Below are 18,205 nucleotides of genomic sequence, written 5' to 3'. Positions count from 1 at the left end.
TCAGTGCTCCGTCCTGGTGAAGGTCATGAGGATGGCGCCGACCTCGGGCGCCTCGGCCCAGCCGGCGAAGGCCGCGAGGAGGCGGCCGGCCTGTTCGTCCCCCAGCGTGTCCGCCAGGCGGGCGCGGACCTTTTCGAGCCGGGCCAGCAGCCGGCCGAAGGAGCCCCGTACGTCCTCGGTGAGGTCCCTCAGTTCGGTGATGTGCAGCCCGGCCTCGCGGGCCGCCGCCAGATGCGTGTGCGGCGGGTCCAGCGACACCGCGTTCAGCAGGCTGAGGTAGGGGCCGATGCGGTCCAGCAGGTCCGGGGTGATCCGGCCGCGGACGTACGGGGTCTCGACGACGAGCCGGCCGCCCGGCCGCAGCACCCGGGAGAGGGCCCCGTACAGCTCCGCGACGTCGAAGTGCGGGGTGCTCTCGAAGGCCAGCGCCGCGTCGAAGGAGCCGTCCTCGAAGGGCGGCCGCAGCGCGTCGGCGTGCTGGAAGCGCACCGCGTGGCCGAGCCCGAGCTGCCGGGCGTACGCGGACGCGGCGGCCAGGGCCCGGTCGTCGATGTCGATACCGACGACGCTCGCGCCCGAGGTCTCGGCGAGGCGGACGGCGGGACGGCCGTTGCCGCAGCCCACGTCCAGGACGCGGCTGCCCGGGGCGGCGCCGAGCTGGGAGAGCACCAGGGCGGTCAGCCGCTCGGTGGCCTCCTCGACGGTCGCCGGGTCGTCGGCGCCGGTCCACATACCGAAATGCCGGTCGGGCCCGGCGGCGTCCTCTTCGAGGACGGTGAGCATGGCGTAGGTGCGCTCGATCTCCTGGTGGGAAAAGGCCCCGGTCCAACTCGGTTCGGCGGACATGCGGAAATACCCTCCGTCGTGATCTGTACCGAATTACGGACCGGCCGGGACCGACTGCCGCCGCCCTCCTCCCTCTTCCCGCTGCCGGCACGTGAAAATGCAAGTACGGGCGCCCGCGCGGGCAATGCGGTGCCGCCCCGCGGCGCCGGAAGTCCGGCGGTACGAAAACAACGCGATGCCGGGAGCGCTCCTGGAGGTCCGGCATCCGGCTGCAAGAGTTGCCGAGGGCCGGGCGGGCGTCAAGCAACGGTTTTGGCCACCCGTCGGCACCCGGCCGGAACGCTCCGGGCGGGCCGCCGCGGACGTACCCGGCGGGGCAATTCGATTGCACCCCATCATCCCCATCGACACCTCGCGCGTTCCGTTCCGCACCGCACGCTCCGGCGGAATCGGCCACCTTCCGCGTACGGCCCGGGATATGACCAATAGGGGTCGCCCCTCGGCGGCACGGCGGCACTAACGTCTTTCCGGTGAGTTGCCGCGCCGGGTGACACCCGTACGCGCCGCAGGCACGGAAAGCACCGCACACCCGGGGCACCGGCACCGGGGAAAGACGATCGCGGGCAGGGCTCCTACTTCCGTACTGGAGATTCCGTGGACACACACCCCGAACCCATCGATTACCCTTTTTCCGAGCCGTCCGGGCTCACCGTCGATCCGGAATACGAGGACTGCCGCAGCCGCCCCGGCCTGACGTGGATCCGGCCGCCGTACGGTGACCACGCCTGGCTGGTGACGCGCTACGCGGACATCCGCTTCGTCCTGCGGGACCGGCGGTTCGTCCGCACGCCCCCGCCGGGCAGCGACGAGGCGCGGCTGACCCCGCTGCCGCTGCAGGACAGCATCCTGAACACCGATCCGCCCCAGCAGCCCCGCCTGCGCAAGGCCCTCGCCCAGGGCCTCAAGTTCAACGCCGAGCACGTCCGTGAGCTGGAGGAACTGGCCACCGGGGAGGCGCGGCGGCTGCTGGCCCGCTGCACGGCGGAGCCGCCCCCGGCCGATCTGGCCGCCGCGTACACCAAGCCGCTCACCGTGGCCATCCTCTGCCCGCTGATCGGCATCCCCGAAGAGGACCTGGCGGTCTTCCTCGACTGGTTCGAGGGGTTCGCGGGCACCGGCCTGCCCGCCGACGTGGTGGAGTCGCGTATCGAGGAGATCTCCCGCTACACGGCCCGGCTCATCGCCGACCGCCGGCAGCGGCCGCGGGAGGACCTGGTCAGCCGCCTGGTGGCCCGGCTGGGCCAGGACGACGGGCTGTCGATGGAGGAGCTGGGCGAGCTGGTCAACGACATCCTGCTCGCCGTCGACAACGTCACCACCCAGCTCACCAACGCCTGTTACGTGCTGCTCTCCTCCCCCGCCCACTTCCGGGAGCTGGCGGCCGACCCGGACCTGCTGCCGCGGGCGGCCGACGAGCTGCTGCGCTACGCGCCGTTCCCCTCGCACGTCACCTTCGCCCGGTACGCCACCGAGGACGTGGAGGTCGGCGGCACCCTCGTACGGGCCGGTGAGCAGGTGCTGCCCGCGCTGCCGGCCGGCAACCACGACCCGCGGATGTTCGCCGAGCCGGAGCGGCTGGACTTCCACCGCGGCGGCAACCCGCATCTGTCCTTCGGCCACGGCACCCATCACTGCATGGGGCCGCCGCTGGTGCGGATGCTGGTGAAGGTGGCCGTGGCCGCCCTGCTCGGCCACCCCGGCCTGCGGCTGGCCGCGCCGGACGAGGAGCTGCCGTGGCGCGCCGACCTGATCATCCGGCGGATCGAGGAGCTGCCGGTCACCTGGTGAGCAGACGAAAAGCGGAGGCCGGGCCCAGCCCGGCCTCCGCCCGAATTCCGCGTGCCGACCGCGAATTCCGCTGTTCGTGTCCGCCAGGATTTCAGGTACGGGTCAGCGGCCCGAACACCTGGCTGCTGCGGTCGTCAGCGGCTTCCCTGGAGTAGAGGTCACGACAGGCCACGAAATACTCCTCGTGGCTGATGCGACCGTCGCTGTCGGTGTCGATGCTGCGGGCGCCGGTCCGGGCGTCGCGGGTCGACAGACCGAACGCGCGCAGCAGTTCGGCGTACTCGTCCTGGGACAGGTACCCGTCGTTGTCCGTGTCCGCCACGTCGAACTCCGCGTCCGTGATCGGACGGAGCAGACCGTCGGCCGTGGACGGCTTCGCGTTGCGGTCCATGTAACCCTGGAACTCGGTCCGCGAAATCCTGTTGTCCTTGTCCGTGTCGGTCAATTCGTACATGATCTGCCAGGCTTTGGCGTACGCCTCGTGCAGGCGCGCCCACTTGGGGCTCTCCTTGCTGTAACCGAAGTGCGTCAGCGTCCGTTCGGCCAGTTGCCGGAGGTCGTCTTCCTCGATGTAGCCGTTACCGTTGACGTCCGCCAGGTTGAACCACTGGTCCGATTTCTGCGCTATGACACCGGCGACCATTCCGCTCTCCGTTCCTGTAGACGGCAAGCTGTGATTCGCGCATGGAGCACTCTACCGACGCGGGTGTAAGGGGCCACCTCGAAAACGCGACATTCGCCCGTCCGCACGGGAGTTTCCGCCGGGAATTCCGTTGCCGCTGAGCGGTACTGGCCGTCGTGGTGGGCGAGGTGAGCGGTGTCCGCGTCAGGCTCCTGCGTCGGCGGGGGCGCAGCGGTGCAGGGACTCGGCGGTGAGCGGGGAGGGGACACCGGGGAGAGCGCCGCCGAGCGGCAGCGCCGGCAGCTCCGTCTCGGTGGTGGCCGGGCGGCGAACGCCAGAAGGCGCAGCGGCGGGCACCCGCGGTGACCGGCCTGTCCGAGCTATCCCTCGGATTCCGGTTCCGCGATACGGTGCCCGCCCCTTGGGAGCGCCGTCACGCGGCGGCCCGGTACTCCTCGTCCGCGTTCCGGGTGACCTCCGCCCGCACCCGGGCCAGGGCCCGGCTGATCAGGCGCGAGACGTGCATCTGGGACAGGCCCAGCTCGGCGGCGATGGCGCTTTGCGTCATGTCCTTGAAGAACCGCAGGTACAGGATGCGGCGTTCCCGTTCGGGCAGCCGGGCCAGGGCGGGCTTGACCGCCTCGCGGTCCTCTATGAGCCCGAAGCGGCTGTCGGCCGAGCCCAGGGTGTCCATGAGGGTGTAGTCGTCGTTGTCGCCGCTGCGGTCCAGGGCCACGTCCAGCGACAGCGACCGGTAGGTCTCCAGGGCCTCCAGCCCGAGGACGGCCTCCTCCTCGGTCAGCCGGGCGTGCCCGGCGATCTGCGCCACGGTCGGCGAGCGCCCGTCCAGGGTCGTGCTCAGCTCGCGCACGGCCTTGCGGACCTTGTTGCGCAGCTCCTGGGTGCGCCGGGGCACATGCACGTCCCAGGTGTGGTCGCGGAAGTGCCGCTTGAGTTCGCCGGTGATGGTGGGGATGGCGAACTGCTCGAAGGCGTCGGCACGCTCGGGATCGAACCGGTCGACCGCCTTGACCAGGCCCAGCGCGGCGACCTGCTTGAGGTCGTCGAGCTGCTCCCCGCGCTCCCGCAGCCGGACGGCCTGCCGGTGCGCCAGCGGCAGCCAGGCGGTGATCACCCGCTGCCGCAGCCGCTCCTTCTTGGGCCCGTCCGGCAGCGTGATCAGCAGCCGCATCTCCTCGGTGGTGTCGGGGTCGTCGGCACGGCGCCCGTGGTGGCGCGCGATCGTGGTGGTGGCCATCGCCGGCTCTCCTTAGACGCTGGTGGGCGGTTCGCAGGCTTACGAGTGGCCACTCGCCGGAAGACGACAGACTGGCCCCTCTGTGACGGGGTGCCTGCGGTTCCGAAGCACTGACGGTCTTGTGTCCAGGCATGCGCGGCTCACACTCCGGGATTGCGGACTTTTTCTTCCGGCCGTGCCTCTGGGGTAAAAGCCCAGGTGAGACGGCTGCGCGGACAGCGGGCGGCGCGGCCCCGGCTCCTCACTCCTCCAGCACGACCTTCCCGAACACCGTCGTCGTCAGCCCGAAGAAGTCCGCGTGGACGAGCCGTCGGGACACCGGGCGGGTGACGCCGCCCGCGGTGACGGTGGCGGTGGCCGTCGTGCGGTCGGTGAAGCAGGTCTCGGACTCCTCGATCAGGAGGCGGTGGCGGGTGGGGGACGGGAAGCGGCCCGGCGGCGGGGTCAGGTCACCGGTCCAAATGAAGCCGGTGCCGCGGGGTGTGCAGGTGAGTTCGGCGGTGGCGTCGGCCGGCGTCCATTCGAGGTCGCCGGCGGTGCTGGGCCGCTGCTGCACGGTGGCGACGACGCGGCGGCTCGCGGCGGCGCCCTCGCGTCCCGGCCCGGTGAACTCGCCGACGTCGTTGGCCGCCGCCGGGCCGCTCAGCTCGATGTGGATCCGGCCGTCCGCCGTCATCGCGGCGGTGACCGTGCGCTCGGGCATCAGCTGGACGTATTCCCCGGTGACCACCTTCGACAGGTGGAGCGGTTCGACGGCGTACGGCTGGTAGCGGGCGAGGGCGGGCCGCAGGAAGGGGTAGTACGCGGGGCTGTCGGCGAGGTCGCCGAGGTTCACGTCGATGTCGCAGGACCACAGACCCAGCTGTGTGTCGTAGACGGGGGCGAAGGTGGCGACCGAGACCGTGGCGGGTGCGCCGCCGACGGTTTCGGCCAGGGTCCGGCCGGTGGCGGTGCCGGCCGCGTTCGGGAAGTTGGCGGGGCGCAGCCGCGGCAGGACGGAGTCGTCGGCCCATACGGGGTCGATGCCGCAGCGGGTGACGAGTTCGGCCGGGAGGCGGCTGCCCGGGTCGAGGACGACGGCGAGGAGTTCGTCGTCGCCGGAGCTGAACCACGGGCGGCGGAGGTATACGCGGATGCCCGCGGCGCGGCGGGTGCGGGTCACCCGGTGCGCGTCGGTGTCCACCGTCTGTTCCCAGGTGAAGGTGGGGACGAGATGGCTCACTTCGGGTGGCTCCGGGCGCCGGGTGGCCGGGACCGGCCAGCCCTGCCCGGCGGGCCCGGAAGCGGCGGGCCCCCGGCTGGTGATCAGTTCGGGCCGGTCGGTGATCGCCGGGTGGAAGTACTCGCGGAAGCGGGTGGTCGCGGTCGGCGTGTAGGTGACGTTGCGGTGGCGGGTGTCGCGGAACTCGTGCCGTACGCCGCTGAACGTGAACGTGTCGCTGCGGGGGCCGGGCGTGAGGTCGCCCACGTGGTCGTACCCGGTCACCCGCCGGGGCGCGGGCTCCTTGACGTCGTCGAGCCACTCCTGCCAGGTCGCGTCGAGGTCGATGCGGCCGGTGCTCCTGGCGTGCAGGGAGAGCACGCCCTCCACGAACGCGGAGGTCTCCCCGGCCGTACGGCTGAACCGCAGGTCCGCCAGGGACGGCGGCGCCAGGGGCTTCTCGACGGCGTGGACGAGGGTGAGTTCCGTCCACGGCGTGATCATCCAGTTCTCGCCGGCCGCCGACGCCACCGTCAGTTCCCGCCGCTTCTCCGGGGTCAGACCCAGCGGGTCGTTCCACAAGGGCGAGGCGGTGAGCAGCTGCCACACGCGGAACAGCCGGAGGTCCTGTTCGGCGATCCGGCAGCTCAGGCGGACGGTCACGACCTCCGCCTTGGGCACGTACACGGTCAGGACGCCGCCCGTCGGCGGGTCCGGCGGGCGGTCCCCCTCCACGATCCGCAGCCGCAGCGGCCTCGCCTGGGGCCAGGTGCCGGTGAAGTCGTACGTGCGGTGGGGTCCCGCGTCCGTCCCCGTGCCCGTGCCCGGAAGTCCCCGCAGGGCGATGCCGCGCGCGGGCACGTCGGGCAGGTACGGCAGCAGCAGTTGCGGGGCGTCGTGGACGACGTACTCGCCGGTGTGCAGGCCGCTGCCGCGTGGCACGGGCAGTTCGGTCAGCGGGGACGTGTCGTGCGGGCTGTGCTTGGCGACGTGGATCTCCCCGGCGGCCTTGAGGTCGCGGGTGACGCGCGGGTCCTCCGGGAGGCTGACGACCGTGTCGAGGTAGCTGCCGGACTCGCGGGACGCCGCGGCGAAGTACTGGCGGCGCAGCGCGTCCGGCTTGCCGGGGCCGAAGACCGCGTCGTACACGCCGTGCTGTTCGGCCATCTGGAGCGAGCTCTTGGGCGGGCTCAGGTGGCGTTCGTCGAAGGCGCGGTAGCGGCGGTCGAGCCCGTCGGCGGGCGACACCTGCTCGTGGTCGGGAACCTGTCCGTTGCGCAGGGCGGCCCACTCGCCGGGCGACAGCGGCCGTCCGGACGCGTCGATGGTGCTGCGGATGACCAGACGCGGTTCCGACTCGCCTTCCAGGAACGGCCACCTCGGCACGATGACGGGCGGTGGTACGGGTTCCCAGCGGCCGTACGTGACGGGTTCGGTGGCGGTGCCCTCCACGGAGGGGGCCTCGGGGCCGAGGCTGTTGCCGGCGAGGTCGACCAGGCGGGCGCGCAGCCGGTAGGTGCGGCCGTAGCGCAGCGCGGGCAGGGTGCCGGGGGTCGGCCGGAACGCGGCGGCGAGCGGGAAGCGGTCGGAGATCTCGGGGTTGGGCACCTGCGGCCGGTCGCCGGGGCCCAGGGTCCGGCCGGGCGGTGGCGCGGCGAGGCTCCAGCCGTGCCAGCCGAAGAGCGCCTGGTGGACGTAGAGCTGCTGGTCGTCGGCGCGGTCCCGGGTGACGGCGGACGCCTTGACGTGGCCTTCGTCGGGTGCGGCGCCGATCGGTACGGCGGGCGCTCCGGGCCGCCTGATCGCGTACTCCCCCGTACGGGCGCACAGCGGATACCAGGCGGTGACGCGCCCGGTCCGCTCGTCCGCCGCGCCGACGTCGACGCGCAGGCCGCGTACGAGGTGCGCGGCGTCCAGGACCGCGGCGGCGACGGGCTTGCTGTCGGGGCCGACGCCCGCCGTGTGCCGGGCGTCGGCCTCCATCTGGTCGGCCAGGGCGCGGTCGCGGTCGTCGTGGACGACGGTCAGGCCCGCGCCGTGCAGGGCGGGGAGGGCGGTGGGGTCCGCGGCGGCGGCCGTGCCCGGCGCGTTCGTGCCGCTCAGATACTGGTCGAGGACGCGGGAGAACTCCACGAACTTCATGGCCGCGCCGTCCAGGTCCAGATCCGTGACGTGCACGGTGTCGGCGCCCAGCTTGAGCATCCGGTGGCCGTGGAATCCGTCGTCGGCGGCGTACGGTTCGAAGCGGCGGCCCGGTACGTGGCGCAGCGCCGTCCAGGGGCGCAGCGACTCGTCGGTGTTCAGCTGCCCTTGGGCGGCGGTGAAGGTCACCCGGGCCTGCCACCCGTCGGCGAGCCCGGCCGGCGGGGTGACGACCAGGTCCAGGGCGAGGCCGAAGCGGCGCAGGAGTTCCGGGTAGTCGGCGAGCAGGGCACACGCGATGTGGAAGTCGAAGTCCGGTTTCGCGGGCGGTGCTTCGGCTTCGGCTGCCGCCTGGCCCGTACCGGCTCCGGACGCCGCGGATCGCGGCGCGCGGTCGTAGAACCGGTACATCTCGGCGAGCCCGAGCAGCGCGCCGTCCTCCGCGTACTCGCGCGCGGCGCGGTTCATGTGCCGGGGGCGGTACGGGTTCGGGTCGGCGGCGGCGCCGAACCGACCGCCCGCCGACCGGGCGAGGAGTTCGTCGAGGCGCGGATAGCCGGCGCCGACCCGGCCCGCGAAGGTCCGGATGGCGGAGGTCAGCACGCCGCGGAGATCGTGGCTCTGGGGATGGTCCCAACTGGCGACCACGCCCTGGGTCGGCCCGGCCGCCAGCGCCGCGCCGTTCCCCGCGCTTCCACCCGACGGGGGCTCCGCCCGGCGGGCCGCTGTGGCGCTGACCGCCGCCTCGTACAGCGCCGTGACCTGGTCGCGGACCGCACCGGCGGGGTACGAGCGCAGCGTCGGGGGCCGTTCGGCCGCGGCGGCGAAGGCGCCGGCGGGCGGGCGGACCACCGTGTCGCCCTTGAACAGTTCGCCCCACAGTCCGCTGTCGGCCGGTGGGAAGCGCCCGGTCCTCGCCGTGGTGGGGACGAGGACACCGGGCCCGGTGGCGCCGGGCGCCAGGAACTCGATCTGAAGCGCGGGCGCGTACCTGCGCAGGGTGTCCGGCCAGTCCCGGAAGCCGTCGAAGGCGTCCAGCCGGGTGCCGCCGGTGAGGCGGGGGCTGACCAGCACGGTCAGCCGGAGCGTGCCGTCGGCCGCCTGGCCGTCGGGCAGTACGGTCCAGCGGATCGTCTCGGGCATGGCTCAGCTCACCTCCGCGAAGGCGGTGCAGTATTCGGTGACGGGGTCGCGCCGGGCGCCGGTGACCGGATCGGTGTAGGGCGCCATCATCTCGGCGAAGGCGGGCGGCCGCGGCGGTTCCTCGGCCGCCGCGCCGAGCGGCGCGGGGGCGGGTCCGCTGCCCACGAACCGCTTCTCGCATTCGATGGTGACCGACTGCGACCAGAAGCCGATGTGCACGCTGACGGAGATTCTGGCGCGCCCGTAGACGGTGCCGGTCGCGGTCTCGAAGGTGAGGTCGAGGTAGATCTCGATGGAGGCGGAGACGATGCCGAGGACATCGACCTCGCCGCGGGCCCGGAAGTAGCCGGTCAGCCGGGATTCGCCGGTGGCCAGCTCCAGGCGGAAGTAGATGCCCGCCATGACGGACAGGCTGCCGCTGGCCACCCCGAAGTTGAGCGAGACGGCCGCGCCGAATTCGAGGGCCGCTTCCAGTACGGCCACTCGCTTCGGCGTCAGCACGATGCCGAAGAAGCCCCCGCCGCCGAGCAGCGAGACGGTGAGCCGGAACGGGGCCTGGCGGCTGCAGAAGGCGAACCCGATCTCCAGTGACCGGCCGATGAAGGGCAGGTCCAGATAGGCGTCCAGCCGCAGGTTCTCCAGGCTGAACACGCCGATGGCCAGGTTCGGCAGCGGCAGCCCGTACCGGGCGACGATGCCGGACGGGGTGACCTGGATGCCGGGCGGGTCGCTGAAGCCGTCCACCGGGATCAGTTTGCGCAGCGTCTGGACGAAGGCGAGCGGGCCGATGAAATCGACGCTCTTGAGGACGACGTCGATGTCGGGTTTGCGCCCGGCGCGCGCGACGAAGCGGACGTGCTTGAAGCTCAGCCGCAGCGCGTTGAACTTCGGCACCAGGATGAGGGAGAAGTTCTCCAGGCTGCAGCTGATGTCGGCGCCGACGCTCAGGTCCCCGCGCAGGGAGCCGCGCAGGTCCACGACGAGGGACAGCCGCCCGCCGGTGTCCGGCAGGAAGACCGGCGACCCGTCGAGAAGCACGGGCTGGATGTCGGGGTTCCACTCCAGCCGCGCGTTGACGGTCTCCGGCAGCTTGAAGCCGTTGGCGGCGGCCTGCACGGCGTCGCGCAGCGCGACGACCTCCCCGGCGGCCCGGGTCCAGGTCGCGATCTGCTGCTGCACGCGGGTCAGCAGCGTCCGTACGCCCGGGTCCGTACCGGCGGGCAGGGCGGCGACCAGATTCGCCAGCGCGGCGGCGAAGGCGTTGAAGGCGTCGTCCACCTGCCGCATCGTGATCGGTCCGGTGCGCCCGGCGAGCCCCTGGGCGACGAAGTCGGCGACGACGGTGGCGAACTTCTCCGCCGTGTCGGCGACCTGCCGGGCGGCCGGCGGATAGCGGTCCAGTTCATGGGTGAGCAGTTGCCGGGCGCGGCCGAGGTCGGAGAGGAAGCCGGTGACCGCGCTGACGGTCTCGGTGAAGAAGTTGGGCACCTTCAGGGCCTTGCCCAGCCCTTCCACGCCCTTGATCACCTGGGCCAGCGGGACCACGCCCAGCAGGCTGGGCCCGATCTCGTCCAGTACGTCCAGCGGGCGGAAGAACTCCTCGGGCTTGAAGGTGCCGTTCGCGATGCGGTCGAGCGCGTCCTGCCCGGCCGCCACCGGAACGCCGGAGACCGGCCCGGTCAGCCGGGACAGTCCGGACACGATCATGCTGGGCGCGGTGAGGCCGCCGGACCGGTCCCGCTGCCCGCCGAAGTCCATTTGCAGCGGCTGGTCGGCGGGGGTGAGCAGGCTGAGGAAGACCTGCCCCGCGTTGGCCTTGCGGACCGGTCCTCCGACGGTGTCGAAGCCGGACAGGGCGTACCGCTTCGCGTAGGCGACGGGCACGGTGGCGTCCCTGCCGCTGAGCCGGCCCACGGCGGGCACGGCGGCCTGCGCCCAGCGCAGCTGCGGCAGGAACGGGGCGTTCTTCGACACGGCCGGATCGCCCGGCGCCGGGTCCGCCAGCGCGGGCGGCGCGGCCATGCCCCACACCATCCGGGCCACGTCGAGCCGGGTGTCGTCGGGCCGCAGGACGGGCGCGAGGGCCACCGACTGGCCGAGCAGGTCGGCGCTGGCCTCGGGCGGGTGCGCCACCGCGACGGCACCGGCGGCGGCCGCCGGGTTCGGCGGGTTGCGGTCCAGCGCGTTGTACTCGGCGACGGCAGCGGCCAGCCCCTCGCCGGTGGCCAGGGTCTCATCGAGGAACAGCAGCGGCGTACGGAACTCCACCGCGGTGCCGCCGTGGTCCACCGCGGTGACCTTGAAGTGGAAGAGCTGCTCGGCGGGCGTGGCGGGGAAGAACTTCCGCCGGTCGGCGGGCGGGACGAGGTTCGGCGTCTGCGGGGTGTCGAGCCGCACGCTGGTGAAGGGGAACAGCACGTTCGCCAGGTCGCTCGCGGGGTCGGGCCCGGCGGGCAGCGGGGTGTTCGGGTCGTACGTCTTCAACGGCTGCCGGACTACCACGAATTCGCGCTGGATGAGATAGGCGCCGCGGACGTCGTCGAACTTCCGCTCCGTGACGCGGACGTACACCGCCTTGTGTCCGAACGGGCAGAGGAAGCCCTCGCGCATCACCCGTACGTACTGGTCGCGGCCCATGGAGGCACGGTGGCGCCACTCGGAGAGCGAGACGCCGCGGGGCCGCCGCGGCCAGCTGCCGAGACCGTCCAGCCAGCCGCCGGCCGTCGAGAGCATCAGCAGCCGTACGGCGACCGGTTCCGGGACGTACGGCGTGCCGTCGGGCTGGAGGAGGCCGGCGCCGGTGGTGAGGTCCACGATGTCCCGGCGATCCTCCGGCTCCAGCGCCTGCCGGAAGGCGTACGGGGCGCCGGGGTCGCCGCCGCGCTCCCGGTTCCAGACCGCGCGGACCGTAGCGGCGTCGAGCCGGGTGTGCCAGAGCTCGACGCGGGTGCCGGGGCCGGATGCGGGGGCCCGGTCCCGGTGGATCCAGCGCGCTTTCTGGGAGGGGGACAGATACAGCCGGTAGGGCAGTTCGATGCCGGTGCGGGGGCGTGCGGGGTCGGCCAGCGGGTCCTGCGGTCCGGCCGCGGCGAGCGGTGCCGCGGTCCCGGCGGAGGCGGTCGGCACGCCCGCGGCCCGCGCGAGGGCGAGCGCGGCTTCCGGCCCGTGGCGGGCGGTGAGTTCGGCCGTCGTACGGAGCAGCCGCACCAGGGTCATGGCCCGGGCCGCGGCGTCCTCACCGCCTGCGTCTGCCGGCGGTGGCCCGAGCGCCGGAGCCGCCGGCGTCTCCGGTGCGCGCGCGGCGTCCACGACGCGCAGCGGCAGCCGTCGCATGGCGTCGAGCAGGCCGTCCTCGGAGAAGGGCACCGCGTCCTGCGGGCCGACGTCGAAGACGAGGACGCTCCGGCCGCTGATGAGCGAGCCCACCGGCAGCGCGCGGGACTCCCCCGGCACTTCGTCGCTGAAGGCCTGCTCCACCGTGTGCTGCGGCCCGAAGGTGACGGCGATCCAGCCGTCCGCCTGCGGGTCCGCACGCACCAGCCGTCTGTTCCCGCCGGTCTCCTCGACCTTCAGCCCGGCGAAGCCGAACGTCAGGTCCAGCAGATCGGTACCGCGCAGCAACCGCAGCGCCGCCGGAGTGCTCATGGCTCCCCCTCCCCGCGCATCGTCCGGGCTCTCCCGGCCGTGCGCACAGCCCCCACGTGGTCTAGCTCTACCACCTACCTCTGACAGCGCAGCCGCACCAGAGGGTGCGGTCGATCGCAACAGCCCTAAATTTGTTCGAAGTTGACCCAGGTCCGTCGTTCCGGGCCGCGGGGATCGTCGGCCTGGGACCATGCGGCGTCGATACGCATCGTGGCTCGGCGCTCGGTGTCGTACGGGTCCCAGCCAGGGTCGCCGGTGGCGGCGAAGCGTACCCATGCCCCGTGCATGCGGGCGGCGAGGTCCGCGGGCGGCTCGTCGGGGCCGAGCAGGGCGTTCGGTCCGTACAGCTGGGGAAGACGCGCGAGGTCGAAGACGAAGGGCAGCTCGACCGCGTGGGTGGCGCCCAGCTGCCCCTCCAGCGCGCGCGAGCGCCAGGCGAATTCGTACGCGTAAGTGGCGGACCCGGCGTGGGCGGCATGGGCGTCGGCCAGGGCCCAGCTGCCCGCGCCGAACAGGGCGTCGCCCATGACGGCGGACCGCAGCGCGCCGTGCGATGCCCCAGGGCGGGTCTTCCGGTAGGCGTCGACGAGCCGGGCCGGGTCCGGGTGCGAGCGGGCCGCCGTGGCATCGACGTCCGCGGCGGTCGAGGTGGCGTATGTGCCCACGGGGACGAGGTAGAGGTTCGCCTCCTCGGTGTTGGTTCCGATGAGCAGGTCGACGCCGGTTCCGGCGCCGGCGGCGACGGCCTCGGCGGGCTGGGTGGCGAGGACGAGACCGAAGGGGCTGAGGCCGAGCAGCGGGTCGCGGTGCGTCGCGGTCCGGAGGTCGATGCCCGCGAGCCGGGTGGCGGCCTCGACCAGGCGCTCGTCGGAGACCTCCGCGAAGGCGTCGATACGGGGCGCGATGCCCAGGTGCCCGGCCGCCGCCTCGGTGACGCGGGCGGCCTGCTCGCCGGTGAACGCCCCCAGGCCGTTGCCGCTCTGGACGATCACCCGGCGGAAGAGCCCCGCGGCCTCAGAGGTGGCGAGTAGACCGCCGACGATGGTGGCCCCGGCCGACTGGCCGAAGAGGGTGACGTTGCCCGGGTCACCGCCGAAGGCGGCGATGTTCTCCTGCACCCAGCGCAGGGCCGCGGCGGCATCGAGCAGTCCGCGGTTGGCGGGCGCGCCGGGGATGTCGAGGAACCCGGCGATGCCGAGACGGTAGTTGAGGGTGACCAGGACGACGCCGTCGCGGGCGAACGCGGACCCGTCGTACAGCGCGGACCGCGTCGATCCGGCGACGAATCCGCCGCCGTGGACGAACACCATGACGGGCAGGCCGCCGCCCGGCGCGGCGGGCGTCCAGACATTGACGGTGAGGTAGTCCTCGCCGCGGCTCCAGCCGGTGCCGAAGTACGGGGACATGTCCACGCTGCCGAGCGCGCGCTCGGACTGCGGCGCGTTGGGCCCCGGCACGGTGGCATCCCGTACGCCGTCCCACGGCTCGTGCGGCCGGGGCGGCGCGAACCGGCCGGCGCCGCGGGGAGGGGCGGCGTAGGGGATGTTCAGGAAGGCGGCGGTGTCGCCGCGCCGCAGACCGCGGACGGCTCCCTGCGCCGTGGTGACGACGGGGGCGGGGTGGTGGTTCACAGTGGTGCCTCTCCGCGGGCTTCAGCGCTGCTCGGTGTACGGGGTGAAGGGCGCCCAGCCCTTGATGGCGAACTTCTCTCCCTCGCGTGCCACTTCCACGGCGCCGTGGCCGCCCAGGTGCGCGGGGATGACGAGGGCGTTGGTGTCGGCCGCCCGGCCCAGCACCTTGCGGCGGGTGGCGCGGGCGCCCGCCGGGTCCTCGCAGAAGCAGCTGTTGGTGTCCGGTTCGAGGATTTGCACGGGGTTGTGCAGCATGTCGCCGACGAACACCGCGCGGTCCGTCCCGGAGGTGAGGGTCAGTACGGAGGAGCCGGGGGTGTGTCCGGGGGCCGCTTCGAGACGGAGGTTCGCGTCGATCCGGTGGCTGTTCTCCCACAGCAGCGTCTGCCCCGCCTCGTGCACCGGGGCCACGCTGTCCTCGAAGACGTTCTGATTACCGCGGCCGAGCACCGGCTTGTGACCGTTCTCGGGATTCCAGAAGACGAAATCATCCTTAGGCATCAGATACGTGGCACGGGGAAAGGTGGGCACCCAGCTCCGTCCGTCCAGATACGTGTTCCAGCCGACGTGATCGATGTGGAGATGTGTGTTGATCACGATGTCCACGTCCTCGGGCGCGACACCGGCCCGGGCGAGATTCGCCAGGAAGTCCGTTTCCCGATGGCTCCAGACCGGTGCGTACGGGCGCTCCTTGTGGTTGCCCACACCGGTGTCGACCAGAATGGTCCGGCCCTCGCTGCGCAGCAGCCAGGTCTGGATGGCCGAGTTCACGATCCGCGTTCCGGAATCCAGGAAATGCGGCTCCAGCCAGGAGGCGCCGTCCTCCCACACGTTCTTCGGACTGTCCGGAAAGAATGTCTCGGGTGTCATGTCGACGGGTCCGAAGTATTCCCATACCCGGGTCACGGTGACATCGCCGAGCGTTATTTGTTCCATGGTGCGTCCCTGGTAATTCGGATGATTCACCGGAACCGTACGAGCGGCCTGGACGCTCGCGGTATCCGTCATCTGACTGCACCTGCGTACGGGCCTCCGGCCGCTTGTAGCCTGAACGGGCAAGGAAAAACGGCTCCGATACGTAGAGCCACAACTTCTGGAGACTCCGTGGACGGGCACGCAGGCGACCTCGGTACGGCCACGGAACCGGAATCCGGTACGGAGCCGGTCGTCGGCCGGGACGCCGAGCTGGCGCGCCTCCTGCGTACGGTGGACCCGGCGTCGGCCGAGCGGGTTCTGATGCTGGTCGGCGACCTGGGCGTGGGGAAAAGCGCGCTGCTGGCCCACGTGGCGCGCCGCGCCGAGGCCGACGGCACGCACGTACTGCGCGCCGAGGGAAGCGAATCGGAGTCGGGCCTCGCGTTCTCCGCGCTGCACCAGTTGCTGCGGCCGGTGGCCGCCGAAATGGACCGGCTTCCGGAGCGGCAGCGCGCGGCGCTCCGCGACGCCTTCGGCGCGGGACCGGCGACGCCTGCGCAGACAACCGCATCCGATCCCCTGCTGATCGGCGTCGCCATCCTCAGCCTGCTCTCCGCCCTGGGCGACCGGCGCCCCGTACTCGTCGTGCTGGACGACGCGCAGTGGTGCGACCGCGCCTCCCTGGACGCCCTGGCCTTCGCCGCCAGGCGGCTGGACGGCGACGATCCGGTGACGGTGCTGGTCGCCACCCGTAACGCCCACCTACCGGGACTCGACCGTCACATACCGACGCTCACCCTGGAACCGCTCGACGACGCCGCGGCCAACCAGCTGCTGGACCTCCAGCCGAACAGCCCCACCGGCCGCACCAGAATGCAGATCCTCGACCAGGCCGTCGGCAATCCTCTGGCACTGGCCGAGCTGACAAGGGCAGCGAGCCTCCACGGCACGGCTGCGTCGCTCACGCCCGCGGGCCCGCTCCCGCTCACCGACCGCCTGGAACGCCTCTTCGCCGCCCGCCTGGACGGCCTTCCCGCCCCCACCGCACAGGCCCTACTGCTTCTGGCCGCGATGGACAGCGTCGATTCCGCGCTCTCCGTACAGGCCGGACTGCCGGAAGCCGGGGACGCGGTGTGGCTGCCCGCCGAAGAGGCCGCACTGGTACGGCGGGCCGGCCGGAACGTCCGGTTCCGCCATCCGCTGGTCAGATCCGCCGTGTACCACTTCGCGCCCTCGGACGCCCGGCGCGCCGCTCACCGCACGCTGGCCGAGCTGCTGCGGTACGAACCGGACCGGCGCGCCTGGCATCGGGCCGCCTCCTGCCCGGACCCGGACGCTGCCGTGGCGGCGGAGCTGGAACGGACCGCCGGCCGGGCCCGTCGGCGCGGCGGTTACGCGGCGGCGGCCAAGGCGCTGCAGCGCGCCGCGGAGCTGGCACCGGAGCGCGAGGGCGGTGCCCGGCTGCTGGTCGAAGCCGCTCGGGCGGCCGTGTTCACCGGGGATCTCGCCTGGGTCGAGGAACTGGCCGCCGCGGTACGGGCGCGCACGGACGACGCGTCGCTGCTGACCGCCGCGACGGTACAGGCCGGGCGGCTGGCGGCCCTGACCGTACGCCACACGGCCGTATTCTCCCGACTCGCCGACGCGGCCGACCAGTTGGCCGCCGCCCGCCCTACCACCGCTCTGGACCTCCTGGCCGGCGCCGCCGTGGTCCGCTTCTACTCCGGCGAGGACGCCCAGCGGCACCGTATCCAGGCCCTCCTGCGACGCCTCCCCGAAGACGCCGCGTACCTGGGCCTGCGCACCTGGGTACAGACCGTTTCCGACCCTTCTGGCAACCGTCCCCACCTCGCCTCCCTCCTCCCCCGGTTGTCTGCCGATGCGGAGACCCGCCCGGAACGGCTCGTCGCGGTCGGCATCATGGCGTGGCTCCTGGACGAAACCCCACAGGCCGTCCGCGCCTTCGACGCGGCCTTCGGCCGCTGGGAGTTGCGGGGGCCGCTGCCGGAGGGGCTGGGCGGCGCGGTGGCCTGGGCCTATGTCGAGCGGGGGCGGTGGGGGCAGGCCCGCGAGGGCTGCGCCCGTATCACCGCGGTCGGCCGGTCCGCCGGCCTCGACCACGCCGTGGCCTGCGCGGCCGCGGTGGACGCCACCGTACTGGCCTATCAGGGCGATTCGGCGGCAGCGCGCACCCGGGCCGAGGACGCGCTCGCCCTGATCGATCCACTGGAAAGCCGCTCGGTCGCCGTCTACGCCCGCCGCGCGCTCGGTGCCGCGTCGGCCGCGGAAGGTGCGTACGAGAGTGCGTACGGCCAACTGCGCATGGCCTTCACGGCGGACGGCGCGCCCCTGCACTACCACGCGTCCTACCCATCCCTCGCAGATCTGGCCGCCGCCGCTGTACGTACCGGCCGCCACAAGGAGGCCACGCACATCGTCGAACGAGCCGCCCGCGCGCTTGCGGGCAACGCCTCGCCCCGGCTGCGCGCGCTGATAAGCCGGGCCCGCGGCCTCCTGGCGGACCCCGAGGACGCCGAGCCGCACTTTCGGGCGGCCCTCGCGGACCCCGTACTTGAGAACTGGCCCTTTGAACGCGCGCAGACCTTGCTGGACTTCGCCGAATGGCTGCGCCGCCGCCGGCGCATCGCGGAGGCGCGGGCTCCGCTCACCGAGGCCCTGGAGACCTTCCGGCGCCTCGGCGCCCGCCCGTGGATCGAACGCGCCCGCGCCGAATCACGCGCCGCCGGTCTCCATGTGACGGACACACCCCCCGACGCGCTCGCCGAACTCACCCCGCAACAACAACAGATCATCCGGCTCGCCGCCCGCGGGCTCACCAACCGCGAGATCGCCGAGAAGCTCTTCCTCTCCCCCCGCACGGTCGGCTCCCACCTCTACCGCAGCTTCCCCAAACTGGGCATCACCGCCCGCTCCCAACTGCGCGACCTCCTCGAAGGATTCGCCACGCCATTGATTAGCCCCACGGAAACGGGCTGCTAAACAATGCGCGGTGC

At 72.7% G+C, this 18,205-nt stretch carries 9 protein-coding genes; 2 read left to right on the top strand and 7 right to left on the bottom strand.

Annotated features, from left to right (window positions below; all coding sequences use genetic code 11):
• Nucleotides 1-846 (bottom strand): class I SAM-dependent methyltransferase, encoded by an 846-nt coding sequence (locus CP984_RS37890; RefSeq protein WP_003983463.1) that lies wholly within the window; start codon nucleotides 844-846, stop codon nucleotides 1-3.
• 594 nt (nucleotides 847-1,440) lie between these two features.
• Between CP984_RS37890 and CP984_RS37885 the strand changes: the two genes are divergently transcribed.
• Complete coding sequence (locus CP984_RS37885) at nucleotides 1,441-2,634, top strand: cytochrome P450 (RefSeq protein WP_003983462.1); 1,194 nt, start codon at nucleotides 1,441-1,443, stop codon at nucleotides 2,632-2,634.
• Between the two features lie 91 nt (nucleotides 2,635-2,725).
• Here CP984_RS37885 and CP984_RS37880 read toward each other — a convergent pair whose 3' ends face one another.
• The 6 genes from CP984_RS37880 to CP984_RS37855 form a co-directional block, all read right to left on the bottom strand.
• Nucleotides 2,726-3,277 (bottom strand): EF-hand domain-containing protein, encoded by a 552-nt coding sequence (locus tag CP984_RS37880; RefSeq protein WP_003983461.1) that lies wholly within the window; start codon nucleotides 3,275-3,277, stop codon nucleotides 2,726-2,728.
• Nucleotides 3,278-3,689: 412 nt separating this feature from the next.
• Nucleotides 3,690-4,514, bottom strand: coding sequence for a SigB/SigF/SigG family RNA polymerase sigma factor (locus CP984_RS37875; RefSeq protein WP_003983460.1), 825 nt, complete (start codon nucleotides 4,512-4,514; stop codon nucleotides 3,690-3,692).
• A gap of 241 nt (nucleotides 4,515-4,755) precedes the next feature.
• A complete protein-coding gene (locus CP984_RS37870; RefSeq protein WP_003983459.1) occupies nucleotides 4,756-9,000 on the bottom strand; it encodes a hypothetical protein in 4,245 nt (1,414 codons plus the stop codon).
• Between the two features lie 3 nt (nucleotides 9,001-9,003).
• Nucleotides 9,004-12,645 carry a hypothetical protein gene (locus tag CP984_RS41655; RefSeq protein ID WP_003983458.1) on the bottom strand — a complete coding sequence of 1,214 codons (3,642 nt, stop codon included), beginning with the start codon at nucleotides 12,643-12,645 and terminating at the stop codon, nucleotides 9,004-9,006.
• 125 nt (nucleotides 12,646-12,770) lie between these two features.
• Nucleotides 12,771-14,276, bottom strand: coding sequence for a carboxylesterase/lipase family protein (locus CP984_RS37860; RefSeq protein ID WP_003983457.1), 1,506 nt, complete (start codon nucleotides 14,274-14,276; stop codon nucleotides 12,771-12,773).
• Between the two features lie 21 nt (nucleotides 14,277-14,297).
• Nucleotides 14,298-15,212, bottom strand: coding sequence for an MBL fold metallo-hydrolase (locus CP984_RS37855; protein WP_003983456.1), 915 nt, complete (start codon nucleotides 15,210-15,212; stop codon nucleotides 14,298-14,300).
• A 168-nt stretch (nucleotides 15,213-15,380) separates the two neighbouring features.
• Here CP984_RS37855 and CP984_RS37850 point away from each other — a divergent pair, with 168 nt between their 5' ends.
• On the top strand, nucleotides 15,381-18,191 hold the full coding sequence (locus CP984_RS37850; RefSeq protein WP_003983455.1) for a helix-turn-helix transcriptional regulator: 2,811 nt from the start codon (nucleotides 15,381-15,383) through the stop codon (nucleotides 18,189-18,191).
• Nucleotides 18,192-18,205 lie beyond the last annotated feature (14 nt).

Source organism: Streptomyces rimosus (assembly GCF_008704655.1).
Lineage (GTDB): Bacteria > Actinomycetota > Actinomycetes > Streptomycetales > Streptomycetaceae > Streptomyces > Streptomyces rimosus.
This window is presented reverse-complemented; position numbering and strand designations above follow the sequence as displayed.